We start from the raw sequence: 26,765 nt of genomic DNA on the forward strand, positions 1-26,765 counted from the left end.
CACGTCCCATCGCGTCATCGGCACAACTCGCTGTGCCTGGGCGCGACGTTGTCGGTGGTGACTGTCGGAGGTCTCTTCCACCGCCGGCCCGCCGACGGCGGTCCGACGATCGACGGCGCCGGGCCCGCCCGGAGGTTCCGGTTGGGGCCGTGCTGACGACACCGCCGCAGGGGAATACTCCCCTCCACGGCCCATTGTTGCCCATCCACCCGGGTTAGTGCATCCGGGGCGGCCCAGAGTTGTGTCGAGGGTCGCTTTGCGCACCCCATCCTAGGAGGCTGGGCCACGCCGGTTGCGGACCGGCCGGGGCCTATCGGGCCGGCAACCCCGGCCGCGCCCAGCGGCGCCGGCCGTGCGAGGCTGTGGCCATGGTGCTGGAAGTGGCATTGATCGACGTTCTTCCCGGACACGAGGACGACTTCGCGGCCGCGTACGCCGAGGGCCACCGGGTCCTTGCCGGCACGCCCGGTTGCCGGTCGGTACGGATGACCCGCGGCATCGAGTCGCCGACCCGGTTCGTGCTGCTGGTCGAGTGGGACTCGGTGGAGGACCACGAGCGGAACTTCCGGGCCACCGACCGGTTCACCACCTGGCGTTCGCTGATCGGTCCACACTTCGCCGAGCCGCCGGTGGTCGAGCACTTCACCGACGTACCGGCCTGATCTGCCTGGTGGGCTCGGCCGTCGCCCATCGGCGATGGTCCGTTGGGCGTCAGCCCCGGGTGGGGCGGGCGTACCGGGCGCGGCGACCCACCGCGGCGAAGCCGAGCCGGCGGTAGAGATCGCCGGCCGCGTTGTTCAGGTTGACGGTGAGCAGCGCCTCGACGCCGCCGAGTTCCCGCATCCGGCGCAACGCCTCGGCCACCAGCGCCGCGCCGATCCCCCGACCCCGGTACGCGGGCGGCACGCCGACCTGACTGATCCAGTCCTCGGCCGCGGTGAGGAACCCGACGTCGCCGTCCGGCCCGGTGGCCAGCAGCGACTCCGTGGGCCGGAAGTCGTCGTCGCCGGCGGTCCAGTCGAGCCACTCCTCGGCCGTCCATCCGGGAAAGCCCGGGCGGTCGGCAAAGGCGGCCGCATACACCCGGAAGAAGCGGTCGGCCGTCGCGGAAGACCATTCGAGCAGGCGCAGGCCGGCCGGCAGCGCCGCCCGCGGCGGCGGACCGGCCAGGTCGAACCGCAGCACGTCCTCGGCGAACACCCGAGCCAGCCCGCGCGTCGCGAACAGGTCGGCGGCGGGCTCGGTGAGCCACTCGGACTCCACCAGCACCTCGCCGCCCCGCCGGTCCGCCTCGACCAGGCCCCGGTCCAGCAGCGCGGACCCCAGCCCCCGCCCACGGTGCGCCGGATCGACGAGGCCCAGCAGCCGTACCTCCGAATTTGCCTGCGGGCGGACCGCGACCGCGGCGACCAGGCCGCCGTCCGGCCCGGCCACGCCGCGGGACCACACGTCGGCGCCGGTGAACCGGGACCGCAGGAAGCCCGCGGCGCCGGCCGCCGGCAGTCCGCCGTCGGCGGCCAGACACCGGGTGGCGAGCCCGACCAGGGCGTCCAGATCGTCGGGGGTCAGTTCGCGGCCTGCCGTCGTCTCCACGACCGGGAAGCGTAGGCGAGCCGATGCCGGCTGCCCACGGATTTTCAGGGCCGGTACGTGCCGAAGGACCAGACGTAACCGCCGACGTCCCGGACCGCGTACTCCCGGGATCCGTAGTCGGTGTCGCGCAGCGGCTGGACCACCGGCGCGCCGGCCGCCCGGGCTCGCGCATGGTGCGCGTCGATGTCGTCCACGGCCACGTACACGGCGAACCCGGCGGACTCGGGCCGGTGGACGGGCGGCGTGGCCGTCCCGACCATGACCATGCCGGTGCCGTACGCCAGCTGGGCGTGAGCCACGGTGCCGTCCTCGGCGGTGTACACCTTGTCGCGGGTAAGCCCGAACGCGCGTTCCAGCCAGTCGATGGCCGCGGCCGCGTCGGCGTACTGGAAGGTCGGATAGATGTCTGCCATGTCCCCATGGTGCTGGCCGGAGCGGGCCGGCGGATTGGACGGATGTGACCCGTGCCGGTTGGGCCGGTCGAATCCCCCGCTCAGCCCGGCGGGGCGATCGCGCCTGACCTGAGCAGCGCGGCCGGGGCGGCGCCGGCGAACTCGTGGAACTCCCGGATCAGGTGCGCCTGGTCGAAGTATCCGCAGGCGGCCGCCACGCCGGCCCAGCCGCCGGGCAGCTCACCGCCGGCCAGCCGGTACGCCCGGTGGAACCGCGCCAACCGCGCCACCGTCACCGGCGAGGCCCCCACCTCCCGGCGGAGCATGGCCGCCAGGTGCCGCCGGCTCCAACCGATCTCGTCGGCAAGCGCGCCGATGGCGGGACGGGGATCGTCGCGGGTCAGCCGCCGCAGGGCATGGGCCAGCCGCGGATCCGGCGCCGGCGTGGCCGCCAACCGGTCGGTCAGCGCCCGCTCGAGCAGTCCGAATCGGGCCGGCCAGCCATCGGCGCCGGCCAGCCGCTCAGCGAGCGCGGGCAGCCAGCGCCCCGGCAGGTCGTCCAGCCGTACCGCGCGGTTGGCCAGCTCCCCGGCGGGGAGCCCGAGGATCCGGCCCGCCACCAACGGATCGAGGATCAGCTGGACGGCCTCCCCGGTGCCGTGCAGCCGGGTGCGTGCCACTGAATCGAAGACGCCGGCCACGAAGGACGGGACGGCCGTCACCCCGCTGCCGGGCGCGCGGGGGTTGGCCACGTCCATCGGGTCGCCCCAGCCGAGGATGAGGACCACGTACGCCCCGGCGACCTCGTCCCGGATCACCTCGTCGGCGAGCGATTCCCGGTAGCCGAGGTACCGGTCGACCATTCCGCGCAGCGCGCTGGTCGGCGTCCCCGTCACCGCCTCCATGACCGGCACGGCCCCGCCGGAATCAGCGAACGCCCGCCACGTCCATGCCGCGCAACTCCTTCTTGAGCTCCGAGACCTCGTCCCGGATCCGGGCCGCCAGCTCGAACTGCAGCTCCCGGGCCGCCGCCAGCATCTGGTCGTTCAGCTCCTGGATCAGCTGCGCCAGGTCGGCTCGCGCCATGCCCTCGCGGGACGGCGTCGCGCCGCCCGCCGACCGGCTCCGCGTCTCCTTGACCGGCGCCTTGCCCCGGGACAGCTGGCGGGCCGCGCCACCCACCGTGGTGCGCTCGGTGTCCTCGGCCTCCCGATAGATGTCGTCGAGGATGTCGTGGATCTTCTTGCGCAGCGGCTGCGGGCTGATCCCGTTGGCCTCGTTGTGCGCGATCTGCTTGGCGCGGCGCCGGTTCGTCTCCTCGATGGCGTCGGCCATCGAGGGAGTTATCTTGTCGGCGTACATGTGCACCTGGCCGGAAACGTTCCGGGCGGCCCGGCCGATCGTCTGGATCAGCGACCGGCCGCTGCGCAGGAAGCCCTCCTTGTCGGCGTCGAGGATCGCCACCAGCGACACCTCGGGCAGGTCGAGGCCCTCCCGCAGCAGGTTGATGCCGACCAGTACGTCGTAGTCGCCCTTGCGCAGCTCGCGCAGCAGCTCGACCCGGCGCAGCGTGTCGACCTCCGAGTGCAGATACCGCACCCGAATGCCGTGCTCGAGCAGATAGTCCGACAGGTCCTCGGCCATCTTCTTGGTCAACGTGGTGACCAGCACCCGCTCGTCCCGCTCGGTGCGCAACCGGATCTCGTGCATCAGGTCGTCGATCTGGCCCTTGGTGGGCTTGACGATGACCTCGGGGTCCACCAGACCGGTGGGGCGGATCACCTGCTCCACATACTCCCCGCCGGTCTGCTCCAGCTCCCAGGAGCCCGGGGTGGCCGACAGCAGGACCATCTGCCCGACCCGGTCCAGGAACTCGTCGAACCGCAGCGGCCGGTTGTCGGCGGCGCTCGGCAGCCGGAAGCCGTGCTCGATCAGCATCCGCTTGCGGGAGGCGTCGCCTTCGTACATGCCGCCGATCTGCGAGACGGTCTGGTGGGACTCGTCGATGACCGTGAGGAAGTCGTCCGGGAAGTAGTCGAGCAGGCAGTGCGGCGGGTCGCCGGGCGACCGGCCATCGATGTGCATCGAGTAGTTCTCGATGCCCGAGCAGAACCCGACCTGGCGCATCATCTCGACGTCGTACGTCGTGCGCATTCGCAGCCGCTGCGCCTCGAGCAGCTTGTTCTGCCGTTCCAACTCGGCGAGCCGCTCGGCCAGTTCGGCCTCGATGCCGGCGATGGCGCGTTCCATCCGCTCGGGTCCGGCCGCGTAGTGCGTCGCCGGGAAGATCATCAAGCCGTCCGCCTCCCGGATCACCTCGCCGGTGAGCGGGTGCAGGAAGTAGAGCTTCTCCACCTCGTCGCCGAAGAACTCGATCCGCACGGCGAGTTCCTCGTACGCCGGAATGATCTCGAGCGTGTCGCCGCGGACCCGGAAGGTGCCGCGCTGGAAGGCCACGTCGTTGCGGGTGTACTGGATGTCAACCAGCCGGCGCAGCAGCTTGTCCCGCTCGATCTCCTGGCCCACCTTGACCCGGACCGCCCGGTCGAGATATTCCTCCGGGGTGCCCAGGCCGTAGATCGCGGAGACCGTGGCCACCACCACGACGTCCCGGCGGGTGAGCAGGGACATCGTGGCCTTGTGCCGGAGCCGCTCCACCTCCTCGTTGATCGAGGAGTCCTTCTCGATGTAGGTGTCGGTCTGCGGAATGTACGCCTCGGGCTGGTAGTAGTCGTAGTAGGAGACGAAGTATTCGACCGCGTTCTTCGGCAGCAGCTCAGCGAACTCCTTGGCCAGCTGCGCGCAGAGCGTCTTGTTGGGCGCGATCACCAGCGTCGGCCGCTGCAGCCGCTCGACCAGCCAGGCGGTCGTGGCGCTCTTGCCGGTGCCGGTGGCGCCCAGCAGCACGGCGTGCCGGTCGCCGCGCCGGACCCGCCGCTCCAGCTCGTCGATCGCCGCCGGCTGGTCGCCGGAGGGCCGAAACTCGCTGATGACCTGGAATCGGCCGTCCAGCCGGGGGATGTCGAGCGCCATGGTTCAACGGTACGCCGCGGCTCCGACAGTTCCGGCCCGTAAGCCGGGCGTCCGGGCGGCACGACGAGCCGGCCACGAAGCCCGGACGCCGGTGGGCGACCAACCGGGCCGCGAGCCGGCGACGGGGGGTAGGCGATCGACGCCGATAATGCCATTGTGTGCGTCAGATCACCGCGCTACGGTTTTCGGGTAGGCCGCTCGCGGCGGCCGACGGGCGGTTCAGCGGACCCGCAGAGGCGTTCGCGCCGCCCGGGCGCAGGGTTGCAGCCCCGTCGATGGACGGCGTGCGCACCCCGCGCGGTCGCGCCGAGGCGCTGACCGGCCGCCGCGAGCGCCACTGTCTTTCCGGAGCCCGTCACCTCCGTGCGCCGTTCCCCGTTGCTCACCCGTGAGGACCAGCGCCCCCGCCGCGGCCCATCGACGGCCGCTCATTCTGGCGCTGCTGACCTGCCTCGCGCTCGGCTCCGGCGTCGGCCTCGCGGTCGGGCTGGCCGCACCCGCGCCCCGGGACGACCCGGACGGGACCCGCCCGCTGACCGCCGCCGAGGCTCGACGGCTGGGCGCCATGTGGCCCACCAATCTGCGGGACGGCACGGTGGTCGTGCACGCCACCCTGAACCGGTCCGGTCGACCCGTCCGGCTGGGCGGCTGGGTGGACTGGCGACGCCGGCTCGGCTACCTCGCGGTGGACGGCCCGGGCGCCGGCCCGGACCGCGGACTCGTGCAGGCCGCGCCCGGGGTGCTGGCCCACCGGCCGCCGCCGGTCCCGGCCGGTCGGCCCGGCCTGCCGCCGCCGGCGCCACCCGCGGACGGCTGGCAGGTACGCCGACTCGCGCCCGCCGCCCGGGACCTCGACGCCCTCCTCGCCCTGCTCTTCGGGCTGGCCACCGACCGGGACGGCGCGGACATGCTGGCCCGGGTGCCGGCCCGGTGGTTGAAACCGGACCGGATCGATGGTCTGCCGGTGGACGTGTTGCTCGGGCCGGCCCTCCCGGAGGCGCCGGGAGGGCCGGCCGGTCAGCTCACCCCCGCGCCGAGCGGGCTGGCCGAGCTGGGCGGACCGGTCCGCTACTGGCTGGACCGGGACGCCCGGCTGCACCGGCTCGAGGCCACCCTGCCGGGCGCCGTCCCGGCACGCGTCGACCTCGACCGGCCCGCCTCACCGGAGATGATCATCCTGAACGCCATCGACGCTCTCGGCGGTGACCCGGTCCGGCCGCGCGCCGTCACGGACGCCGAGGCGGACCGGCTGGCCCGGATGTCCCGGCTGAACCGGGCCCGGGGCGGTGCCCGGGTGACCCTCGCGCTGCCGAGCCTGCCCGACGCCGACCTGCGGGGCAGCGGGTGGTTCGACTGGCGCCGTTCGGTGGCCTACCTGGCCCTCACCGACGCGGCCGGCGGCGACGCCCCGGCGCTCGTCCGAGCCGATCCGGCCGGCGTCGCGCGCCGGGAGGGCCCGCTCGTCGGCAGCGCGCGGCCGCGTCCCGCCCCGGACGAGCCGTCCGGCGACGCCCCGACCGGCGGGCACGGCGCGCCGGCCGGCGCCGCGAGCCCGGCGGCCACCCGGAACGAGCCGGCCGGCCGCACGACGCCCGGCGGGGACGCCCGGCCGAGCGGCGCCGCAAGTCCGGACGGCCCGGACTCCGCCGGCGCCGACGCCCCGCCGGGCTGGTGGGCGCCGCCGCTGCCGGCCCCGGCGGACGGTTGGACCGTCGCCACCTGGCGGCAACGGATCGACGACGCCGGCGGGCTCGACCTCGATCTCCTGCTCAGCGAGGGCCTGGCGGCCGGTCGGCGGTCGGCCTGGGACGCCGCGACGCTGCGCGCCAGTGCCGTGTGGCTCCGCGCGGACAGCCTGCGTGGCCGCCCCGTGAGCGTGTTCGAGGTTCCGAAGCCGGCCGAGGCCGGCGAGCCGCCCGGCAGCGCCCGGCTGCGGTACTGGCTGGACCGCACGGGCCTGCTGTGCCGGGTGGAGCTGCGGACGCGGAGCGGCGCGTACGCCCAACTCGATCTCGCGCCCGGCCGGGTGCCGCGGCTACCCCTGAGCCCCGAGACCTGACCGCCGGCACCAACCGCGGACCAACGCCGGGCGGATCAGGGCCGCCAGCCGGTCGCGGCGGCCCACCGCTCCGCCGCGACGTGCTCCTCGTCGAACCACGGCTCCTTCGTCTCGGCGTACCGCTGCGGGTCCCCGCTCGCGGCGAGCCGCCGCTTCAGCTGCGCGTACCGGTCCCGGCGCTCCGGGTCGGCCCGCAGGTGGTCCCGCATCAGCAGCGCGAACCGCCAGCCGGGCGTGCCGGTCGCGCGCAGGTGCAGGTTCACCGGGCGCCCCGGGTCGGCGCTGCCGTGCAGCCGCTTCGGCCAGGCGTCGACGCCGCCGTCCCGCGGGTTGTCCCACCAGTCACCGGGGCGGCGCGGGAACCCGGCCGCGGCCAGCGGCTCGGCCAGCCGGTCCGCGTCGGCCAGGTCGGCCACCGTGAGCTGGATGTCGAGCACGTCCTTGGCCGCCAGCCCGGGCACGGCGGTGGAGCCCACGTGGTCGATCCGCAGCGCCGCCGGACCGGCCGCGTGACCGATCCGGGCCGCGATCCGGGCGTACTGCTCCGGCCAGCTCGGGTCGGCGGGAACCTGCCGCGAAGGCGCGGCCGGGGCGACCCGCCGGTGCCGCAGGTTGGACTCGTAGGGCACCAGCCGGTCCCGCCAGAGCCCGTCCACCGCCGCGTACAGCTCGGCCAGCTCGCCGTCGTTGCGCAGCAGGACGTCCGCGGCCGCGGCACGCCGGGCGTCGTCGGCCTGGGCGGCGATCCGCGCCGCGGCGTCCGCGGGCGGCATCCCGCGGTCCCGCACCAGCCGCGCCACCCGGGTGTCCCGGCTCGCGGCCACCACCAGGACCAGGTGGTACGTCGGCGCCAGCCCGACCTCGACGAGCAGCGGCACGTCGTTCACCACGATCGCCTCGGCCGGCGCCGCCGTGATCAACGCGGCGGCGCGCTCGCGTACCCGGGGATGGATGATCCCGTTGAGCCGGGCCCGGGCCGCGGGGTCGTCGAACACGACGGCGGCCAGCGCCGGCCGGTCGAGCCCGCCGTCCGGCCCGAGGACCCGGTCGCCGAACGCGTCCAGCACCGCCCGCAGGCCCTCGGTGCCGGGCGCCACCACCTCCCGGGCGATCACGTCCGAGTCGACCAGCACGGCGCCGTGGCCGGCCAGCCGCGCCGCCACGACGCTCTTGCCGGATCCGATCCCGCCGGTCAGCCCCACCCTCAGCACCCGTCCAGTCAACCCGGCCGGCGGCACGGCGACAAGATCGGGGACGTTAAAAAGGGGCCCTTCCTATACAAAAAGCGATAAGAAGGGGCCCTTCCTTTCCCGGCAGAATGGCGGAGGCCCCGCCGCCGCGACGCAGTCGCGGCGGCGGGGCCTCCGCCGTCTGCCGGGCTTACTTGCCGCCGGCGAGCTTCTCCCGCAGAGCGGCGAGCGCCTCGTCGGTGGCCAGGGTGCCGGCCGGCTCCTCCGCCTGGCGCGACGGCGCCGGGGTGCTGGAGGAGGAGCTGCTGCCGCCGCCACCGCCGCCGCTGCTGGCCGCGGGGGCCGGCGTCGGGTTGGCGGCCGCCTCGGCCTCCGCCGCGCGGGAGGTCTGCACCTGCTTGGTGTGCGCCTCCCAGCGCTGCCGGGCCTCGGCGTACTGCGTCTCCCAGGTCTCGCGCTGCGCGTCGTACCCCTCGAGCCACTCGCCCGTCTCCGGGTCGAAGCCCTCCGGGTAGATGTAGTTGCCCTCGTTGTCGTACGTGGCGGCCATGCCGTAGAGCGTCGGGTCGAAGTTCTCCTCGCCCTCGACGAAGCCCTCGTTCGCCTGCTTGAGCGACAGCGAGATCCGCCGGCGCTCCAGGTCGATGTCGATGACCTTGACCATCACGTCCGAACCAACCTGGACGACCTGCTCCGGGATCTCCACGTGCCGCTCGGCCAGCTCGGAGATGTGCACCAGGCCCTCGATGCCGTCGTCGACGCGGACGAACGCGCCGAACGGCACCAGCTTGGTGACCTTGCCGGGCACGATCTGCTGGATCGCGTGGGTCCGGGCGAACTGCCGCCACGGGTCCTCCTGGGTCGCCTTGAGCGACAGCGAGACCCGCTCGCGGTCCAGGTCGACGTCCAGGACCTCGACCTCGACCTCCTGGCCCACCTCGACCACCTCGGACGGGTGGTCGATGTGCTTCCAGGACAGCTCGGAGACGTGCACCAGGCCGTCCACGCCGCCAAGGTCGACGAAGGCGCCGAAGTTGACGATCGAGGACACGACGCCCTTGCGGACCTGGCCCTTCTGCAGCTTGTTGAGGAACTCGGTGCGCACCTCGGACTGCGTCTGCTCCAGCCAGGCCCGGCGGGACAGCACCACGTTGTTGCGGTTCTTGTCCAGCTCGATGATCTTGGCTTCAAGCTCGCGGCCGACGTACGGCTGCAGGTCCCGGACGCGACGCATCTCGACCAGGGAGGCGGGCAGGAAGCCGCGCAACCCGATGTCGAGGATGAGACCACCCTTGACCACCTCGATGACGGAGCCGCGCACGACACCGTCCTCGTCCTTGATCCGCTCGATGGTGCCCCAGGCGCGCTCGTACTGCGCCCGCTTCTTCGAGAGGATCAGGCGACCCTCCTTGTCCTCCTTCTGGAGGACGAGGGCCTCGATGTGGTCACCGACGGACACCACCTCGGCGGGATCGACGTCGTGCTTGATCGACAACTCGCGCGAGGGGATGACTCCCTCGGTCTTGTAGCCGATGTCGAGCAGGACCTCGTCCCGATCGACCTTGACGACGGTGCCTTCGACAATGTCGCCGTCGTTGAAGTACTTGATGGTCTCGTCGATGGCCGCGAGGAAAGCCTCTTCCGTGCCGAGGTCGTCGACGGTGACCCGGTTGGCGCTCGAGGTGGCCTCGATGCTGCTCGTCATGTGGGCGGTTGCTCCGGTTGGCTGGATGTCGCCGCGGGTGGGTGCCGCGGTGACCTGTTCGCGCCAGCGGATCCGCCGGCGGGCACGCCGAACGATGACCGGTTGGTGATCATTGAACGTGTCCGTCGACCGCGGACCTTCTCCCTGCCGAGGCACACGATCCGCGAGCGCACCATACAGCTTACCGTGCGCATTACCACAGCGTGCAAGGCCGGGGTAGGTGATCCGAACCGCTTGCAGGGAAGCCGAGACAATATCAGGACATAGAGCCCGATGTCGACACCGGGCGCGGCGAAACATGCCCTACACTGCCGCGATGGGCGACGAGGGGCCGGGCGACGAACCGGGCGTTTCCCGCCGCCCGGTGACCGACGCCGAGGCCCGGCGGGCCAGTCGGGGCTGGTGGGACGCCGACGCCGACGCGTACCAGGCCGAGCACGGGGACTTCCTGGGCGACGTGGAGTTCGTGTGGTGCCCGGAGGGTCTGCGCGAGTCCACGGCTGGGCTGCTCGGGCCGGTGGTCGGCGCCCGGATCCTCGAGTTGGGCGCCGGCGCGGCCGCCGCCGCGCGCTGGCTGCACACCCGGGAGGCCGAGGTGGTGGCCATGGACCTGTCCGCCGGCATGTTGCGGCACGCCGCCGCGGCGGCCGAGCGGTCGGGGGTACGCGTGCCGCTGGCCCAGGCCGACGCGCTGGCGCTGCCGTTCCGCACCGGCTCGTTCGACACCGTGTTCACCGCCTTCGGCGCGGTCCCGTTCGTGGCCGACTCGGCCGCCGTGATGCGGGAGGTCTTCCGGGTGCTGCGGCCCGGCGGCCGGTGGGCGTTCTCGGTGACCCATCCCATCCGGTGGATCTTCCTCGACGACCCCGGCGAGGGTGGCCTGCTGGCCGTGCACTCGTACTTCGACCGGCGCCCGTACGTCGAGCACGACCCCGGCGGGACGCCCCGGTACGTGGAGCAGCACCGGACGGTGGGCGACCGGATCCGGGAGCTGGTGGCGGCCGGGTTCGTGCTGCGCGACCTGGTCGAGCCGGAGTGGCCGGCGGGCCACCGGCAGGTCTGGGGGCAGTGGAGCCCGCTGCGCGGGCGGTTGTTCCCCGGCACGGCCATCTTCGTGGCCGACAAGCCGCCGGCGTGACCGGCCCGAGCCGCGGCGTGCCGGTAACCTGTGAGCCGTGAGCGCGGAGCCGGTCCCGTCGACCCCTTCGCCCTGGCAGCCGGACCCGGTCCGGCAGGCCCGGGCCGACTACACCCTGGACGACCTGCGCAGGATCCCCCCCAACCAGGTCGAACTCGTCGACGGAGTCCTGTACGTGACGCCCTCCCCCAGCCTCAATCACCAAAGTGTCTCGCGTCGCCTCGCCAACTGGCTGGAGCGGCATGCGCCGAGAGATCTACGGGCCTCCCAGGACGTCGAGATCGCGCTCGGCCCCAACACCGCCCGGCAGCCGGACGTGCTGCTGTGCCGGGCCGATGCGGACGGCGACCGGTGGTACCTGCACCCCGACGAGGTCGTGCTGGCCGTGGAGATCGTCTCGCCCGGTTCCCGGCGGATGGACCGGTTCACCAAGCTGACCGAGTACGCCGCGGCCGGTATCCCCTGCTACTGGCGGATCGAGCAGGACCCGCCGCACGTGTACGCGTACCGGCTCAGCGACCAGCTCAACGCCGTGGGCGAGCCGCAGTACGAGCTGGTCACCGAGGGCGCCGACGTGATCGAGCTGACCGAGCCGTTCGAGCTGAAGCTGCCGATCGCCGAGATCACGCCCTGAGATCCACAGGGAGCGCTATCCCTCCGCCTGGGCACGCAGCGCCCGGACGAACCAGTCGAAGACCGGTGCCAGAGTCTCCGGGACCGGCCAACCGTTGATCACGGCGAGCAGGCGCCAGTAGCGCTCGACGCGCGGATCGTTGGCGATCTCCAGGCGCGCCAACACCCAACGCCGCAGGTTGGCATCGTCGGGGCGGTCGAAGACCTGCGCGTAGCGGGCCATCAGGGCGGTGAGCACCGGTGCGGCCCCCGGCGAGGTCGGGTCCACGCCGGCCGCCAGCGCCCGGCCGACCCGGTCGCGGACGGCTTCGGTGAGGTCGTGGTGCAACCCGGTGGTGTCGCCCTGGGCGCGTTCGGCCGCCTGGTACTCGGCCATCCGCCGCACGGACGCCTGAAAGTCCGGATCCTGGGCAAGCTCGGCGAGTTCGACCCAGGCGTGGACCTGCTCCGGCGTGGGGTCCTCGGGCAGGTCGGGCATGTTGGAACGCAGGAGGGCCACGAGTTCGGGGTTGGCGTCGAGGCCACCGAACGTGTCGTCGATGAAGGCGCTGATCAGTTGTCGGCGTTCAGCATCGGAAAGCTTGGCGAGCCGGTGCATCAGATCCATCTCCTCTCCGGTGGCGCCACGCCTGGCTACCGCCTGCAGCACGGCACGCCGCAGGCGCAGGGTGCGGATCTGCACCCCGAGCGCGTCGGCGTGTGCCGCGGCGACCTCGGGCAGGGAGCTCTGCCGCCCCAGGACCTTCCGGACGGTGGCAAGGTCGATCCCAAGGTCGCGCAGCGTCCGCACGAGGTCCAGCCGCGCGAGCGCGTCCGGGTGGTATTGCCGGTAGCCAGCCGGGCTGCGGTGGGCCGGCGGCACGATCCCCGAGTCGGAGTAGAACCGGATGGTCTTGACCGTCAGCCCGGTCCGCCGGGCCAGCTCACCGATCGAGTAGAGCGTCTCGCCGTCCATGCCCCTCACCCTCGCGCCTCCCCCGACTGGAGACTCAAGCGCCACCCCGGCCGATCCACGGTCGTTTCTCCGGCCCGCGCCCGGGTATCCGGGCGGCATGGCGAAGGAGCAGACCTTCGACAGGGGCGATCACGTCTCCTGGCCAGCCACAGCGGCCGCGGGCCCGCCGGTGCTGCAGGAGAAGATCACCGAGCGGACCCAGGTCCGGGGCCGCGCCGTCGACGCGCCCCGGCGGACCCGCGGTACCGGACCCGCAACGACGACTCCGGCCGGGACGTCGCGCCCCGCCCGCAGGCGCTGCGCCGGGAGCATGCCGCCCGTGAGTCGTGACAACCGGGAATCGTGACAACCGGGAGGTGTGATCGCCGTGAGTCGTGACAAGGGGGCGGACGAGGGCCGGGAGACCTACCGGGAGTTCACCGAGGCGGTCAACATGAAGCCCGGCGAGCTGCAGAGGTGGCTGGAGACCGACGAGTCCAAGGCCGTCGGCTGGCACAAGGGCGGCGGCGAGTCGGTCGGCCACGACTCCGGCCGGAAGATCATCAACCTGCTGCGCCGCAAGAAGGGCGAGCTCACCGAGGCCGACTACAAACACATGCGCAAGGTGGTCGGGTACGTGCGGCGGCACCTGGCGCAGCGCCCGCGGGGCGACGTCCGCGAGACGAAGTGGCGCTACTCGCTGATGAACTGGGGCCACGACCCGCTCCACCAGTAGCGTGCCCGAGCCAACCACGACCCGCGCTTCCCCGACAGTAGGTGTCGGCGCGCTCATCGACGAAGCCGCGGGCGCCGGCTGTGTGCCGGAGCCAAGCCGCCCCCGCCTTGCCGGCCCGAGCAGTCCCGGGGTCAGTGTTCGGCGGAGTTCCAGTCCCGGCCGGCGCCCACCGACACCTCGAGCGGCACGTCCAACGGATAGGCGCCGCCCATCTCCCGGTGGACTAGCTCGACCAGCTCGTCCCGCTCGCCCGGGGCCACCTCGAAGACCAGCTCGTCGTGCACCTGGAGCAGCATCCGGGAACCCAGCCCGGACTCGCGCAGCGCGCCGTCCACCCGGAGCATGGCCATCTTGATGATGTCCGCGGCGGAGCCCTGGATGGGCGCGTTCAGCGCCATCCGCTCGGCCATCTCCCGGCGCTGCCGGTTGTCGCTGACCAGGTCGGGAAGGTATCGCCGGCGGCCGAGGATGGTGGACGTGTAGCCGTCCCGCCGGGCTCGGTCCACCAGCTCGCGCAGGTAGTCCCGTACCCCGCCGAACCGGCTGAAGTACTCCTCCATGAGGCCGCGGGCCTCCTCGGCGGAGATGCCGAGCTGCTGGGACAGCCCGAACGCGCTCAGCCCGTACGCGAGCCCGTAGTTCATCGCCTTGATCTTGCGCCGGTGGTCGGCCGTCACGTCGGCCAGGTCGACCGCGAACACCGACGACGCGGTGGCGGCGTGGAAGTCGGCGCCGGAGTTGAACGCCTCGATCAGCGCGGCGTCGGCCGACAGGTGCGCCATGATCCGCATCTCGATCTGGCTGTAGTCGGCCGACAGCAGGGACTCGTACCCCTCCCCCACCACGAAGGCCCGGCGGATCCGCCGGCCCTCCTCGGTGCGGATGGGGATGTTCTGCAGGTTCGGGTCGGTCGAGGAGAGCCGGCCGGTGGCGGCCACCGTCTGGTTGAACGTGGTGTGGATGCGGCCGTCGTCGGAGACCGACTTGAGCAGCCCGTCGACGGTCGACTTGAGCCGGGCCACGTCCCGGTGCCGGAGCAGGTGCGCCAGCAGCGGGTGCTCGGTCTGCACGAACAGCCACTGCAACGCGTCGGCGTCGGTGGTGTAGCCGGTCTTGATCCGCTTGGTCTTCGGCAGCCCCAGCTCGGTGAACAGGATCTCCTGCAGTTGTTTGGGCGAGCCCAGGTTGAACTCCCGGCCCACCACCTCGTACGCGGCCTGCGCGGCGTCCTTGACCCCGGCCGCGAACAACGCCTCCAGCTCCGACAGGTAGCCGGTGTCGGCCGCGATGCCGGTGCGTTCCATCGCGCCGAGCACGCCCACCAGCGGCAGCTCCACCCCGGCCAGCAGCCGGCTGGACAGCTCGCCGTCCCGGGACAGCTCGGCGTCGATGGCGTCGGCCAGGTCGAGGGTGGCCCGGGCCCGCAGCATGAGGCTCTGCTCGACCTCGCCGTCGTCGCCCAGCCCGTCCAGGGTGAGCTGGCCGTCGGTGGGGGCGTCCACCTTCAGCTCCCGGTGCAGGTAGCGCAGGGCCAGGTCGGTCAGGTCGTACGACCGCTGGTCGGGCCGGGCCAGGTAGGCCGCGAGGGCGGTGTCCCGGGCGACGCCGATCAGCGTCCAGCCATGCGCCGCGAACGCCAGCAGGGCCGGCTTGGAGTCGTGCAGCACCTTGGGGCGCCCGGGGTCGGCCAGCCAGGCGCCCACGGCGGCGTCGTCGGCCGGCTCCAGCGCGGCCGGATCAAACCAGCCGGCCGCCCCGTCGGCGGTGGCCAACGCCATCCCGGTGAGCGTCCCGGTCCCCCGGCCGAAGCTGCCGCTGACGGCCAGCCCGCAGCGGGTGCCGGCCGGCAGGTGCGACTCGATCCAGCCGGCCACCGTCCCCGCGCCGAGCAGCTCGCCGGCCAGCTCGAAGCCGGCCTCCGCCTCCGGCTCGACCGCCTCCAGGTATTGATAGAGCCGGTCGCGCAGGATCCGGAACTCCAGCGTGTCGAAGACCTGGTGCACGGCCTCCCGGTCCCACCCGGTCCACCGGGCGTCCTCCGGGCCCAACGGCAGCTCCAGGTCGGTGACCAGGCGGTTGATGTCGTAGTTGCGGATCACGTCGGCCAGCCGCTCGCGCAGGCTCTCGCCGGCCTTGCCCTTGATCGCGTCGGCGTGCGCCACCACGCCCTCGACCCCACCGTACGTGTTGATCCACTTGGCCGCGGTCTTCGGACCGACGCCCGGAATGCCGGGCAGGTTGTCGCTGGACTCGCCGACCAACGCGGCGAGGTCGCGGTAGCGGTCGGGGCCGACGCCGTACCGCTCGGTCACGGCGGCCGGATCCATCCGGGCCAGGTCGGAGACGCCCTTGCGCGGGTAGAGCACGGTGACCTGGTCACCGACCAGCTGGAAGGCATCCCGGTCGCCCGTGCAGATCAGCACCGACATGCCGGCGTCGCGCGCCTGGCAGGCCAGCGTCCCGATGATGTCGTCGGCCTCGTAGTTCGGCTTGTCCACGAACGGGATGCGCAGCGCGTCCAGCACCTCCTTGATCAGGCTCACCTGGCCGGCGAAGTCGGTCGGGCTCTCCTTGCGGCCGGCCTTGTATTCCGCGTACTTCTCCGTCCGGAACGACCGGCGGGACACGTCGAACGCCACCACGATGTGCGTGGGCTGCTCGTCCCGGAGCACGTTGATCAGCATCGAGGTGAAGCCGTAGACCGCATTCGTCGGCTGTCCCGTGGTGGTGGAGAAGTTTTCCACCGGCAGGGCGAAGAACGCCCGGTAGGCCAGGGAATGTCCGTCGAGCAGCAGCAGGCGCGGGGGCGTAGCGGTCACGGCAGCGACCCTACCCGGCCCCACCGACAGCCCGGACGTAAGGAAGGGCCCCCTGTTATCGCTTTTTGTATAGGAAGGGGCCCTTCCTAACCGGCGGAGCGCGGCCGGCGCGGCGCCACCCGGCTGCGGCTACAGCACCTTGTCCAGGAACGCCTTCGTCCGCTCGTGCCGGGGGTTGGCGATCATCTCGCGCGGCGCCCCGGACTCGACCACCACACCGGCATCCATGAAGATCAACGAGTCGCCCACCTCACGGGCGAAGCCGATCTCGTGGGTCACCACGACCATGGTCATGCCGTCGGCGGCCAGGTTCTTCATCACGTCCAGCACCTCGCCCACGAGTTCCGGGTCCAGCGCGCTGGTCGGCTCGTCGAAGAGCATCAGCTTGGGCTCCATGGCCAGCGCCCGGGCGATGGCCACCCGCTGCTGCTGGCCGCCGGACAGCTGAGCCGGGTAGTTGCCCACCTTGTCGCCGAGGCCGACCCGCTCGAGCAGGGCCGCGGCCCGGTCCCGGACCACCGAGCGCTTCTCCCCGCGGACCCGCACCGGCGCCTCGACCACGTTGTCCAGCGCCGTCATGTGCGGGAAGAGGTTGAACCGCTGGAACACCATGCCGATGGCGCGGCGCTGCGCGGCCACCTCCTTCTCGCGCAGCTCGTGCAGCCGGCCGCCGCGTTCGGCGTACCCGATGAGATCGCCGTCCACCCAGATCCGACCGGCGTTGATCTTCTCCAGGTGGTTGACGCAGCGCAGCAGCGTGGACTTGCCCGAGCCGGACGGGCCGAGCACGCAACACACCTCGCCGGGGCGTACCCGCAGGTCGACGCCCTTGAGCACCTCGACCGCGCCGAACGACTTGTGCACCTGGTCGGCGTGCACCATCAGCCCGGCCTCGGCGGCCGGCGCAGCCGGCTGGGTCGGCACCACTCCGGTCATCACACACCCGCCGATCCGGCGCCGCCGCCGCCCTGTTCGGCGGCCATCCCGCGCAGCCGCAGCCGCGCGTTCTCCGCGGTGCCGTAGCCGCGGCCGTAGCGCCGCTCGAGAAAGTACTGCCCGACCAGCAGGATGCTGGTGAGGAAGAGATACCACAGGCAGGCCGCCACGTACATGGGGAACAGCTGGAAGGTCCGCTTGCCCACCTGGTCGAGCTGGTTGAACAGCTCGATGCTCACCGGCACGTAGATCACCAACGAGGTGTCCTTGAGCATGGCGATGGTCTCGTTGCCGGTGGGCGGCACGATCACCCGCATGGCCTGCGGCAGCACGATCCGGCGCAGGATCTGCCCCCGGGTCATCCCGAGCGCCTGCGCGGCCTCGGTCTGGCCGGCGTCCACCGACTGGATGCCGGCCCGGACGATCTCGGCCATGTACGCGGCCTCGGACAGCGCCAGCCCGATCAGCGCCACGGTGAACCCGGTGAGCACGTCCCGGGAGGTGAAGCCGAACGCCCGCAACTGCAGGTCGTGCACCCCGAACAGCGCGCCGAGCTGGTGGTCGAACGGCACCCCGAACTCGATCCGGGACCACAGGATGCCGAGGTTGCCGAAGACGGCCAGCAGCACCAGCCGGGGAATCGACCGGAAGAACCAGGTGAACAGCCAGGCCACCGTCGACAGGATCGGGTTCGGCGACAGCCGCATGATCGCGACCAGCACGCCCAGCGCCACGCCGATCACCATGGCGCCCACGGTCAGCGCCACCGTGCCGCGCAGCAGGCCCTGGATGATCGGCGGCCGGAACATGTTGTCGACCATGAAGGACCAGTTGAAGGCCTTGTTGGTGACCAGCATGTGCACGAACATGGCCGCCAGCACCGCCAGCACGGCCACCGCCACCCAGCGGCCGGGGTGCCGGACGGGCACGGCGCGGATCGGCTCCGGCCGTGCCCGTACCGTCGAATCAGACTCGACGCTCATGTCTTCGCTCCGCTACGCTCCGCGCCGCCATGAGGCTCCACCGCGCAGAGTCCGATGATTCCCCACCCGCCGCGCCCCAGCCGGCGCTGCGCGCTGAATCGCTTGCGCTCGCTCATGTCACGGGTTGATCGCCGGGTCGGTGATGGCACCGTCGGCGACCTTCCACTTGTCCAGGATCGCCTTGTACGACCCGTCCGTGATCAGCGCCTTGGTGGCCTCCTGGACCGCCTGCGCGAACGCCGTCTGGTCCTTGGCCACCACGTAGCCGTACGGCGCGGCCTCGTACATCTTGTCCAGCAGCTCGAGCTGCCCGTTGGACTGCGTCACCGCGTACACGCCCACCGGGTAGTCGGCCAGCATGGCGTCGTCCTTGCCGGAGACCACGGCCGCGGTGGCCTGGTCCTGGCCGGGGTACTGGTCGACCGAGATGGCCGGCTTGCCGGCGCCGGTGCACTTCTTGGACCGGGCGTTGATGTCGTCCACCTGCACGGTGTCCTTCTGGACCGCGATCTTCTTGCCGCAGGCGTCGTCGATCTTGATGCCGCCCGGGTTGCCCTTCTTGGTGGCCCACTGCGTGCCGACCTGGTAGTAGCTGACCATGTTGGCCTGCTTCTTGCGGTCCGGGTTGATGGTGAACGACGAGACGCCCACCTCGTACTTGCCCGAGTTGACGCCCGTGATGATGTCGCCGAACTGGGCCGAGGTGAACTCGGCCTTCAGCCCGAGCTTCTGCGCCACCGCGGTGAACAGCTCGACGTCGAAGCCGACGATCGTCTTGCCGTCGGTGTCGACGAACTCGGCCGGCGCGTAGCTGGAGTCCGTGCCGACCTTGATCACGCCGTCCGATTTGATCGCGTCCGGCACCTTCGCGGCCAGCGACGAGTCGGCCGAGGCGCTCACGGTCGGTCCGGCGCCGGGGGTGTCGTCCTTCTTCTCGCCGCAGGCAGCAAGCGGCAGGGTGAGCAGCGCCGCGCCGGCCAGGCCGACGGCCGCCCGGCGCCAAGTGGTGGGGCTGGTGAACATGTCGTGCTCCTTTTAAGGGGTGGGCGGTGTTCCGCGGTCGGGGGGACCGACCGGGTTGCCCGGCGGGTCGCGAGACCCACCCGGCAACCCTAGGCCACACCCAGGTAGGCCTCCTTGACCGCCGTGTCCCGCAGCAGGTCCTGGCCGGTGCCGCTCTTGACGATGCGACCGGTTTCCAGCACGTACGCCCGGTGTGCCCGGGACAGCGCCTGCTGCGCGTTCTGTTCCACGAGCAGGACCGTGGTGCCCTGCTCGTTGATCTCCGTGATGATCGAGAAGATCTGCTGGATCAGCATGGGCGCCAGGCCCATCGACGGCTCGTCCAGCAGCAGCAGCTTCGGCCGGCTCATCAGGGCCCGCCCCACGGCCAGCATCTGCTGCTCGCCGCCGGAAAGGGTGCCGCCGGCCTGCCGCCGGCGCTCCAGCAGCCGCGGGAACAGCTCGTACACCCGCTCCAGGTCGCTGGCGATGGCCGGCCGGTCCCGGCGGGTGTACGCCCCCATGTCCAGGTTCTCCTGGACCGTCATCCCCGGGAAGATGCCCCGGCCCTCGGGCGACTGGCTGATGCCGCGCACCACCCGCAGGTCGGCGCGCAGCTTGCTGATGTCCTGGCCGGCGAACCGGATCCGGCCCCCGGAGATGGGCCGGATTCCGGAGATGGCCCGCATGGTGGTGGTCTTGCCGGCCCCGTTGCCGCCGATCAGGGCCACCACCTCGCCCTCGTCGACGGTCAGCGAGATGCCGTGCAGGGCCTGGATGCGGCCGTACAGCAGGCTGACGTTCTCCAGCTCAAGCAGCATCGTCCGGTACCCCCAGGTAGGCCGCGATCACCTTCGGGTCCTCCCGCACCTGCGCGGGCAGCCCGTCGGCGATCTTTTTGCCGAACTCCAACACCACGATCCGGTCGGTGACCCCCATGACCAACCGCATGTCGTGCTCGATCAGCAGCACGGTCACGCCGGTGTCCCGGATGGACCGGATCAGGCGGAGCAGGTCCTCCTTCTCCGCCGGGTTGAAGCCGGCGGCCGGCTCGTCCAGGCAGAGCAGGGTGGGCCGGGTGGCCATCGCCCGCGCGATCTCCAGCCGGCGCTGCTCGCCGTACGAGAGGTTGCGGGCCAGCTCACCGGCGCGCCGGCGGATGCCCACGAACTCGAGCAGCTCGTACGCCCGCTCCCGGCCCTCGCGTTCCTCGCGCCAGTGCCGGGGCAGCCTGAGCAGCGCGGAGATCACGCTGGTCTTGTGGTGCGCGTCCGCGCCGACCTGGACGTTCTCCAGCGCCGTCATCTCGGGAAAGAGCCGGACGTTCTGGAAGGTACGGGCGATGCCGGCCTTGGTGATCGCGTGCTTCTTGCGGCCCACCAGCGACTCGCCGCGGAACCGGATGTCGCCCGAGGTGGGCCGGAACACGCCGGTGATCGCGTTGAAGCAGGTCGTCTTGCCGGCGCCGTTCGGTCCGATGAGGCCGAGGATCTCGCCCTCGCGGATCTCGAAGGAGATCCCGTCCAGCGCCACCACGCCGCCGAACCGCAGCCCGAGGTCATCGATCTCCAGCAGCGGCCGGCCGGCCGTGCCGGCCGCCGGTCCGGCGTCGCCGCGCGGCTCGGTGTCGACCCGGGACTCGGCGTCGCCGCGGGGCTCGGCGTCGCCCGCCGACCCGACGGCCGCGTCCGACTCGGCCGCGGTCCGCGGCGCGGGGGCCGGCGTGGCCTCCGTGGTCGCCGTCGTCTCCGGCGTGGTCGCCGTGGTCTCCGGCTCGGAGGCCGGGCTTCCGGTGTCACTCACCGACGATCACCTCCTTCTCCCGGTCCTTGAGCTCCTGCAGCCGCCTGCGGTTGGCGATCAGGCCCTGCGGCCGGAAGATCATCACGATGATGAGGATGAGGCCGAAGAACAGGAAGCGGTACTCGAACGCGTCCTGGCCGGCGATCTTGAGCCCGCGCAGCCGCTCCGGCAGGTACGCGATCAGCGCGCCGCCGACGATCACCCCGGCGATGTTCCCGGAGCCACCCAGCACCACGCCCGCGAGCACCAGGATCGAGAACAGCAGCGCGAAGTTGGTCGAGTTGATGAAGCCCTGCTCGCCGGCGAACAGCGTGCCGGAGAGCCCGCCGATGGCAGCGCCGATGGCGAACGCCCACAGCTTGAACTTGAAGGTCGGCACGCCCATGGCCTCGGCCGCCTCCTCGTCCTCCCGGACGGCCACCCAGGCCCGGCCCACCCGGCTGCGGTCGAGGTTCCGCACCGCGAAGATGACGATGATGATGAGGCTGAGCCCGAGCCAGTAGTACGGCCGGGTGTCGATCACGCCGAACAGCGGCAGCCCGTCGGACTTCTGCCCCGGCGGGTGCGGGATCTCTCCGAAACCGCGCTGGCCACGCAGCGCCGGCAGCGCGGTGGCGAAGACCCGGATGATCTCGGCGAAGCCGAGCGTCACGATCGCCAGGTAGTCGCCGCGCAGCCGCAGCGTGGGCGCCCCGAGCAGCACGCCGGAGACCATCACCACGCCGATGGCGATCGGCACGGTGACCAGCCAGCCCCACTTGGTGCCCAGGTCGCTGTCCGGGGAGGTGAGCAGCGCGGTCGTGTACGCGCCGAGCGCGAAGAAACCCACGTAGCCGAGGTCGAGCAGGCCGGCCTTGCCGACCACCACGTTCAGCCCCAGCGCCAGCAGCACGTAGTAGGCGATCGTGAACAGCGTGGTTGCCCAGTCGGTCTCGGTGGTGACGATGCCCGGGATCTGGATGTTCGGCAGCGCGTAGAAGAAGACGACCACCAGCAGCAGCACCAGCCAGCGCGCCGGCCGGGGCAACGCGTCCCAGCGGTCCCGCGCGGCGTCCATCCCGGCGCGGTAGCGGTTGACGAACGAACTCATGCCCGGGCCCTCCCCAGCGACTCGCCCAGCAGGCCGGTCGGCCGGAACAGCAGGATCACGATCAGCACCACGAAGGCCACCACGCCGACCCACTGCTGGCCGAACAGGCCGGATCCCCAGCCCTCCAGCATGCCCAGCAGCAGGCCACCGAGCAGCGAGCCGCGCAGGTTGCCGATCCCGCCGAGCACCGCGGCCGCGAACGCCTTGATGCCCAGGTCGAAGCCGACGCTGTTGTTCGTGCCGGTGATCTTGACGTCGTACATCAGCGCCGCGGCGCCGGCCATCAGGCCGCCGAGCAGGAACACCAGCGAGATGACCCGGTCCTTGTTCACGCCCATCAGCGCGGCCGTGTTCGGGTCCTGCGCGATGGCGCGCACGCCCCGGCCCAGCCGGGTCCGGTTGATGAACATGTCGAGCGCGATCATCAGCACGATCGCCAGCGCGATGATGCTCACCTGGATGTTGGTGATCGAGGTGCCGGCGATGTTGACCAGGTCCTTGCTGTGCACCAGCGTGGGCACCGCCCGCGGCGCCCGCCGGGTCTGCACGCCGACGAACTCGGAGATCACCACCGAGGCGCCGATCGCGGTGATCAGGAAGGTGAGCACCGGCGCGTTCCGCTTGCGCAGCGGCCGGTACGCGACGAACTCCAGCGCCACCGCCGTGACGGCCGAGAAGGCGCAGGCGGCCACCAGGCCGACCAGCAGGTACAGCAGGGCCGTGCCCAGCGCCGGGGTGGGCGAGTTCTGGTCGAGCCCCAGCCAGGTCCAGGACAGGTACGCCCCGAAGGTGCCCACCATGAAGACCTCGGAGTGGGCGAAGTTGATCAGGCGCAGGACGCCGTACACCATCGTGTAGCCGAGCGCGAACAGCGCGTAGATGGCTCCCTGGGCGAGGCCCTGGACGGTCAGGTCCCCGAAGTTGGAAAACAACTGGTCGAAATGCACATCGGTCTCCGAATGAGATCGGACAGCGGGCGCGGCCGGGAGAATCCCCCCGGCCGCGCCATCCGTCGGTTGGCGGACCGTCCGCGCGGGACGATCCGGCCCAGGATTACGACGTCTTGATCTCCTTGTCGGCGACGATCTGGCCGCCGGCGACCTTGTACGCCCAGATCTTCAGGTACTGCGGGTCCAGCTCACCGGCGCTGGTGAACTTGTAGGTGTTCGACACACCCTCGTAGGTCACGCCGTTGACGAAGGTCAGCATCTTGTCCTTGGTGGTGTTGCCACCGTCGATGCCCTTCAGGAAGATGTTCGCCACGTCGTACGCGATGTCGCTGTACGTGCCGGACTCCTGGCCCCACTTGGCCTTGTAGTTCTGCGCGAAGTTGCCCTTGGCCTCGGTCGGCGGGGCGCAGGGGCAGGTCAGGATGCTGCCCTCGGCGGCCTCCTTGCCGGCCGTGGTGATGTAGCCCGGGTCCTTCACGCCGTCCGCGGCCACCAGCGTGGCCTTGACGCCCGCGGCCCGCATCTGCTTCACCAGCAGGCCGGCCTCCTGGCAGTAGCCGCCGTAGAACACCGCGTCGGCCCCGGACGCCTTGACCTTGGTGATCACCGGGTTGAAGTCCTTGGTGACGTTCCGCTCGACCTTGTCGTCGCCAACCTTGAGCGAGCCGAGGGCGGTCTTCACGTTGTCGGCCAGGCCGGCGCCGTACGCCGACTGGTCGTCGATGACGTACACCTTCTGGGCCTTCAGGCTGTCCTTGATGTACGCGGCGGCCGCGGGGCCCTGCGAGTCGTCGTTGCCCAGACCCCGGTGGAAGATCTTCCAGCCCTTCGTGCCGAGGCTGGTCCGGGTGGCCGACGGGGAGATGATCGGCAGCTTGGCCTCTTCGAAGATCGGGGCGGCCGCCTCGGTCTCGCCGGAGAACGCCGGGCCGATCACACCGATGACCTTGGAGTCCTTCACGACCTCACGGGCCAGACCGGGGGCCTGCTTCTCGTCGCCCTGCGAGTCCCGCTCCTGCAGCTCGACCTTGCAGTCGGAGTGCTTCGCGTTGTATTCCTCGACGGCCAGCTTGGCGCCGTTCTTGATATTGATGCCGAGGTTGGCCGCGTCGCCGGTCAGGGCGCCGAAGAAGGCCAGCTTGAGGCCGCACTTGTCGCCGGACGCCGAACCCCCACCTCCGCTGTCGCCACAGGCGGACGCTCCAACCACCAGAGCACTGGCGAGCGCGAGCCCACCGACCACACGTACGAGCTTCTGCCTCAAGGCACGAACCCCTTCTCATCCGGGCGGTCCAGACCACCCCGTGCGCCTGCCGTGGGCGTGACGAACCTAACCACACACGCGATCTGGGCGGGGACGTTATCCCACCCGGCAAGCGCCCGGATAGCCCCCGGCTGACGCGTTGACCTAACCGTTACACGCCGTCATGAAAACGTATTCGGGTGTGTAAGACGCAACCATTCGACGGCCGCCGATCCCGGTACGGTCCGGGCAACAGAAATACCCCCGGCCGGTCCTTACCGGCCCCTCCCCGGGCCCCACGACACCGACCCTCCCGGGCCACGCGCCACCGACCCCTTTCCGGCCCCGCACCGGCCTCTTCCGGACCCGCGGCACGCCGGCTCAGCCGGGCCAGCGATGCGCCGGCTCAGCCGGCCCCCAGCGGGGCCCACCAGACGCCCGGACGGCCGGCGTCGTCCACGGCCACCACCACCCGGTCGCCGGCGCCGGCCACCGACACCCGGCGATCCCCGCCGGCCGGCGGAAGGGCGGCCGGCGCGGCCAGCGAGCGCCAGCTCGCGCCCGCGTCGGCCGAGATCCACAGCGCGTAGCCGGCCGAGTCGGCGGTCGCCGCCACCAGCCGGCCCGCGGCCGCGGCCAGCCCGTGCACCGCCGGCGCGCCACCCGAATCGCCGGCCCGGTCCGCCCCGAACCGGCCCAGCGCGGCGGCCCCGTCCGGACCTACCCGCCAGGCTCCGAACCCGGATTCCGCCGGTCCGACCGCCACGGCCGCGTCGCCCAGCGCCACCACCCGGTGCAACTCGCCCGCCTGGCCGGCACCGCCGTCGGCCGGCGACGCGCCGGACGCCGGGCCGCCGGCCGCGGCGGTGTCGAATGACGCCGTACGCCAGCCCCGCGCGTCGCCCTGCCACACGGCCGGCGCGGGTTCCAGCCGGCCGGGCACGTCCACGGCGCCCACCACCAGCCAGCCCGAGCCCGTGGCCACCGCGTCGAAGGCCCGCGGCCGGCCGCCGGCCGCCGCGGCGGCCAGCGCCACCGGCCCCCGGTACGCCGACCCGTCCGCCGACGGCCACACGCTCGCGGCGCCCGCGCGGTCCCCGGTGACCAGCCAGCCGGCCGGGCCACCGGCGATCCGGGCCAGGCTCACCGCGTCCGGCGCACCGGTGGCGTCGGTGGGCGCCGCGACCTCCACCAGGCCGGTTCCCGACTGGCGCCACAGCGACGTGCGCGGGTTGCCGTGCGCCCCGCCGTTCTTGGCGCCCACCGCCGCCAGCCGGCCGTCCCGGCAGCCGGCCGCGTACAACACGTTCTGCCTGCCATAGAAGCTCCGGCCCGCCACCGGCAGCGCGGACCAGGCGGCGCCGTCCCGGCTGACCCAGGCCGCCGGCCGGGTCTGCCCGGCCGCGTCCCGCAGGCCGCCGACCAGGAACCAGGTGCCGGCGCAGGCCACCACGTCACGCGGCAGCGCCGCGCCCGGCGGACCGGGCGGGGCCGGCAACTCGACCGCCCGCCAGTCCAGCGACGCCGGTACGGCCGGCGCGGCTCGGCGCGCCGGGCACCCGGCGAGCAGCACCGCGGCGGCCATCCCGGCCGCCAGCACCCGCGCCCCCCGAACCATGGCCGAGATGGTATCGACACGCGCCGCTGGGCGCGCGGGCCGGTGCGGAGACGCGGCGCCGACGGCTCGTGGCGGACGGCCCAGCCGTGGCGGACGGCTCAGCCGTGGCGGACGGCTCAGCCGTGGCGGACGGCTCAACCGTGGCGGACGGCTCAACCGTGGCGGACGGCTCAACCGGGTACGGCTCAGCCGGCCGGCGGCCCCTCGGCGGGGGCCGCGCCGGTGCCGAGGTTTTCCGCGATGATCCGCTCGGCAACGTCCCGCATGGTCATCCGGTGGTCCATGGCCGTCCGCTGGATCCATTTGAACGCCTGCGGCTCGGTCATCCCGTACGCCGTCATGAGCGCGCCCTTCGCCCGCTCAACGGTCTTGCGGACCTCCAGCCGGTCGGTGAGGCTGGCCACCTCCGCCTCGAGCGTCGAGACCTCGGAGTAGCGGGACAGCGCGATCTCGATGGCCGGCACCAGGTCACTCTTTTGAAACGGCTTCACCAGGTAGGCCATGGCACCGGCCGCGCGGGCCCGCTCCACCAGGTCACGCTGGCTGAAGGCGGTCAGGATGATCACCGGTGCGATGCGGGCGCCGGCGATCCGCTCGGCGGCCGCCAGCCCGTCCATGATCGGCATCTTGATGTCGAGGATGACGAGGTCGGGCTTGAGGTCCTCGGCCAGCCGCACGGCGGTCTCGCCGTCGGCGGCCTCCCCGACCACGTCGTAGCCCTCTTCGACCAGCATCTCGGCCAGGTCGAGCCGGATCAGCGCCTCATCCTCGGCGATGAGCACCCGGCGGCGCTCCACCCCAGCCTGCGTCTCGGCCACGAGCCCGTACCCCCACGAGTGTTCGGCTATCACGCACCCGGACCGGGTGCCACCGCCCTTAGCGTAGTGGGTACCCTGGGAGTGGCCGTA

The 26,765-nt window shown here is 72.2% G+C and carries 23 protein-coding genes; 5 read left to right on the forward strand and 18 right to left on the reverse strand.

The genetic code is table 11. The features are described from left to right. Positions 1-368 precede the first annotated feature (368 nt). On the forward strand, positions 369-662 hold the full coding sequence (locus ACFFHU_RS18410; RefSeq protein WP_377340522.1) for an antibiotic biosynthesis monooxygenase family protein: 294 nt from the start codon (positions 369-371) through the stop codon (positions 660-662). Positions 663-711: 49 nt separating this feature from the next. Here ACFFHU_RS18410 and ACFFHU_RS18415 read toward each other — a convergent pair whose 3' ends face one another. The 4 genes from ACFFHU_RS18415 to uvrB form a co-directional block, all read right to left on the reverse strand. After that, positions 712-1,593 (reverse strand): GNAT family N-acetyltransferase, encoded by an 882-nt coding sequence (locus ACFFHU_RS18415; protein WP_377340523.1) that lies wholly within the window; start codon positions 1,591-1,593, stop codon positions 712-714. A 44-nt stretch (positions 1,594-1,637) separates the two neighbouring features. Beyond that, a complete protein-coding gene (locus ACFFHU_RS18420) occupies positions 1,638-2,006 on the reverse strand; it encodes a VOC family protein (RefSeq protein WP_377340526.1) in 369 nt (122 codons plus the stop codon). 80 nt (positions 2,007-2,086) lie between these two features. After that, positions 2,087-2,890, reverse strand: coding sequence for a helix-turn-helix domain-containing protein (locus tag ACFFHU_RS18425; protein WP_377340528.1), 804 nt, complete (start codon positions 2,888-2,890; stop codon positions 2,087-2,089). A 22-nt stretch (positions 2,891-2,912) separates the two neighbouring features. After that, positions 2,913-5,018, reverse strand: a complete 2,106-nt coding sequence (gene uvrB / locus ACFFHU_RS18430; RefSeq protein ID WP_377340530.1) for an excinuclease ABC subunit UvrB — start codon at positions 5,016-5,018, stop codon at positions 2,913-2,915. Positions 5,019-5,406: 388 nt separating this feature from the next. Here uvrB and ACFFHU_RS18435 point away from each other — a divergent pair, with 388 nt between their 5' ends. Then, positions 5,407-7,077 carry a hypothetical protein gene (locus tag ACFFHU_RS18435; protein ID WP_377340532.1) on the forward strand — a complete coding sequence of 557 codons (1,671 nt, stop codon included), beginning with the start codon at positions 5,407-5,409 and terminating at the stop codon, positions 7,075-7,077. 35 nt (positions 7,078-7,112) lie between these two features. Here ACFFHU_RS18435 and coaE read toward each other — a convergent pair whose 3' ends face one another. Further along, positions 7,113-8,288: a dephospho-CoA kinase gene (gene coaE / locus ACFFHU_RS18440; RefSeq protein WP_377340534.1), complete on the reverse strand. Its 1,176-nt coding sequence runs from the start codon at positions 8,286-8,288 to the stop codon at positions 7,113-7,115. Positions 8,289-8,457: 169 nt separating this feature from the next. After that, positions 8,458-9,972, reverse strand: a complete 1,515-nt coding sequence (rpsA, locus tag ACFFHU_RS18445; protein ID WP_377340537.1) for a 30S ribosomal protein S1 — start codon at positions 9,970-9,972, stop codon at positions 8,458-8,460. Between the two features lie 316 nt (positions 9,973-10,288). On the opposite strand from rpsA, the gene ACFFHU_RS18450 reads away from it, so the two are divergent. Together ACFFHU_RS18450 and ACFFHU_RS18455 are read left to right on the forward strand one after the other, a co-directional pair. Further along, positions 10,289-11,110, forward strand: a complete 822-nt coding sequence (locus ACFFHU_RS18450; RefSeq protein WP_377340539.1) for a class I SAM-dependent methyltransferase — start codon at positions 10,289-10,291, stop codon at positions 11,108-11,110. Positions 11,111-11,147: 37 nt separating this feature from the next. Beyond that, on the forward strand, positions 11,148-11,744 hold the full coding sequence (locus tag ACFFHU_RS18455) for a Uma2 family endonuclease (RefSeq protein ID WP_377340541.1): 597 nt from the start codon (positions 11,148-11,150) through the stop codon (positions 11,742-11,744). A gap of 15 nt (positions 11,745-11,759) precedes the next feature. Here ACFFHU_RS18455 and ACFFHU_RS18460 read toward each other — a convergent pair whose 3' ends face one another. Continuing rightward, positions 11,760-12,698, reverse strand: coding sequence for a MerR family transcriptional regulator (locus tag ACFFHU_RS18460; RefSeq protein ID WP_377340542.1), 939 nt, complete (start codon positions 12,696-12,698; stop codon positions 11,760-11,762). Positions 12,699-13,065: 367 nt separating this feature from the next. Here ACFFHU_RS18460 and ACFFHU_RS18465 point away from each other — a divergent pair, with 367 nt between their 5' ends. After that, positions 13,066-13,413 carry a DUF3140 domain-containing protein gene (locus ACFFHU_RS18465; RefSeq protein WP_377340544.1) on the forward strand — a complete coding sequence of 116 codons (348 nt, stop codon included), beginning with the start codon at positions 13,066-13,068 and terminating at the stop codon, positions 13,411-13,413. 131 nt (positions 13,414-13,544) lie between these two features. On the opposite strand, the gene polA is transcribed toward ACFFHU_RS18465, so the two are convergent. From polA to ACFFHU_RS18520, 11 genes are all read right to left on the reverse strand, one after another. Further along, a complete protein-coding gene (gene polA / locus ACFFHU_RS18470; RefSeq protein WP_377340545.1) occupies positions 13,545-16,232 on the reverse strand; it encodes a DNA polymerase I in 2,688 nt (895 codons plus the stop codon). Between the two features lie 129 nt (positions 16,233-16,361). Then, positions 16,362-17,168, reverse strand: coding sequence for an amino acid ABC transporter ATP-binding protein (locus tag ACFFHU_RS18475; protein ID WP_446686812.1), 807 nt, complete (start codon positions 17,166-17,168; stop codon positions 16,362-16,364). Then, entirely contained in the window at positions 17,168-18,151 is a 984-nt protein-coding gene (locus ACFFHU_RS18480) for an amino acid ABC transporter permease (protein ID WP_377340546.1), read from the reverse strand. The genes ACFFHU_RS18475 and ACFFHU_RS18480 overlap by 1 nt, the downstream gene beginning before the upstream one ends. A 117-nt stretch (positions 18,152-18,268) precedes the next feature. Next, positions 18,269-19,174, reverse strand: a complete 906-nt coding sequence (locus ACFFHU_RS18485) for an ABC transporter substrate-binding protein (RefSeq protein WP_377340548.1) — start codon at positions 19,172-19,174, stop codon at positions 18,269-18,271. A gap of 89 nt (positions 19,175-19,263) precedes the next feature. Next, positions 19,264-19,974: an ABC transporter ATP-binding protein gene (locus ACFFHU_RS18490; RefSeq protein ID WP_377340549.1), complete on the reverse strand. Its 711-nt coding sequence runs from the start codon at positions 19,972-19,974 to the stop codon at positions 19,264-19,266. Beyond that, positions 19,964-20,728 (reverse strand): ABC transporter ATP-binding protein, encoded by a 765-nt coding sequence (locus tag ACFFHU_RS18495; RefSeq protein WP_377341204.1) that lies wholly within the window; start codon positions 20,726-20,728, stop codon positions 19,964-19,966. Before ACFFHU_RS18495 ends, ACFFHU_RS18490 begins: the two co-directional genes overlap by 11 nt. A 220-nt stretch (positions 20,729-20,948) precedes the next feature. Further along, the gene (locus ACFFHU_RS18500) at positions 20,949-22,046 is read right to left on the reverse strand and encodes a branched-chain amino acid ABC transporter permease (RefSeq protein ID WP_377340551.1); all 1,098 of its coding nucleotides are present in this window, start codon (positions 22,044-22,046) and stop codon (positions 20,949-20,951) included. After that, positions 22,043-22,993: a branched-chain amino acid ABC transporter permease gene (locus ACFFHU_RS18505; RefSeq protein ID WP_377340552.1), complete on the reverse strand. Its 951-nt coding sequence runs from the start codon at positions 22,991-22,993 to the stop codon at positions 22,043-22,045. The genes ACFFHU_RS18500 and ACFFHU_RS18505 overlap by 4 nt, the downstream gene beginning before the upstream one ends. Positions 22,994-23,099: 106 nt before the next feature. Next, the gene (locus ACFFHU_RS18510) at positions 23,100-24,206 is read right to left on the reverse strand and encodes a branched-chain amino acid ABC transporter substrate-binding protein (protein WP_377340554.1); all 1,107 of its coding nucleotides are present in this window, start codon (positions 24,204-24,206) and stop codon (positions 23,100-23,102) included. A 439-nt stretch (positions 24,207-24,645) separates the two neighbouring features. Continuing rightward, positions 24,646-25,857, reverse strand: coding sequence for a hypothetical protein (locus ACFFHU_RS18515; protein WP_377340557.1), 1,212 nt, complete (start codon positions 25,855-25,857; stop codon positions 24,646-24,648). A 185-nt stretch (positions 25,858-26,042) separates the two neighbouring features. After that, the gene (locus ACFFHU_RS18520) at positions 26,043-26,675 is read right to left on the reverse strand and encodes an ANTAR domain-containing response regulator (protein WP_377340559.1); all 633 of its coding nucleotides are present in this window, start codon (positions 26,673-26,675) and stop codon (positions 26,043-26,045) included. Positions 26,676-26,765 lie beyond the last annotated feature (90 nt).

This window comes from Plantactinospora siamensis (genome assembly GCF_042434095.1).
In the GTDB taxonomy this organism is placed as follows: Bacteria; Actinomycetota; Actinomycetes; order Mycobacteriales; family Micromonosporaceae; genus KBS50.

Excerpts from the sequence above, each read along its gene's own strand:
- uvrB (WP_377340530.1), bottom strand. The coding sequence starts at position 5,018 with ATGGCGCTCGACATCCCCCGGCTGGACGGCCGATTCCAGGTCATCAGC.
- ACFFHU_RS18480 (WP_377340546.1), bottom strand. The coding sequence starts at position 18,151 with ATGAGCGTCGAGTCTGATTCGACGGTACGGGCACGGCCGGAGCCGATC.
- ACFFHU_RS18410 (WP_377340522.1), top strand. The coding sequence starts at position 369 with ATGGTGCTGGAAGTGGCATTGATCGACGTTCTTCCCGGACACGAGGAC.
- ACFFHU_RS18485 (WP_377340548.1), bottom strand. The coding sequence starts at position 19,174 with ATGTTCACCAGCCCCACCACTTGGCGCCGGGCGGCCGTCGGCCTGGCC.
- ACFFHU_RS18490 (WP_377340549.1), bottom strand. The coding sequence starts at position 19,974 with ATGCTGCTTGAGCTGGAGAACGTCAGCCTGCTGTACGGCCGCATCCAG.
- ACFFHU_RS18500 (WP_377340551.1), bottom strand. The coding sequence starts at position 22,046 with ATGAGTTCGTTCGTCAACCGCTACCGCGCCGGGATGGACGCCGCGCGG.
- ACFFHU_RS18460 (WP_377340542.1), bottom strand. The coding sequence starts at position 12,698 with ATGGACGGCGAGACGCTCTACTCGATCGGTGAGCTGGCCCGGCGGACC.
- ACFFHU_RS18425 (WP_377340528.1), bottom strand. The coding sequence starts at position 2,890 with ATGGAGGCGGTGACGGGGACGCCGACCAGCGCGCTGCGCGGAATGGTC.
- ACFFHU_RS18450 (WP_377340539.1), top strand. The coding sequence starts at position 10,289 with ATGGGCGACGAGGGGCCGGGCGACGAACCGGGCGTTTCCCGCCGCCCG.
- ACFFHU_RS18420 (WP_377340526.1), bottom strand. The coding sequence starts at position 2,006 with ATGGCAGACATCTATCCGACCTTCCAGTACGCCGACGCGGCCGCGGCC.
- ACFFHU_RS18475 (WP_446686812.1), bottom strand. The coding sequence starts at position 17,168 with ATGACCGGAGTGGTGCCGACCCAGCCGGCTGCGCCGGCCGCCGAGGCC.
- ACFFHU_RS18515 (WP_377340557.1), bottom strand. The coding sequence starts at position 25,857 with ATGGTTCGGGGGGCGCGGGTGCTGGCGGCCGGGATGGCCGCCGCGGTG.
- rpsA (WP_377340537.1), bottom strand. The coding sequence starts at position 9,972 with ATGACGAGCAGCATCGAGGCCACCTCGAGCGCCAACCGGGTCACCGTC.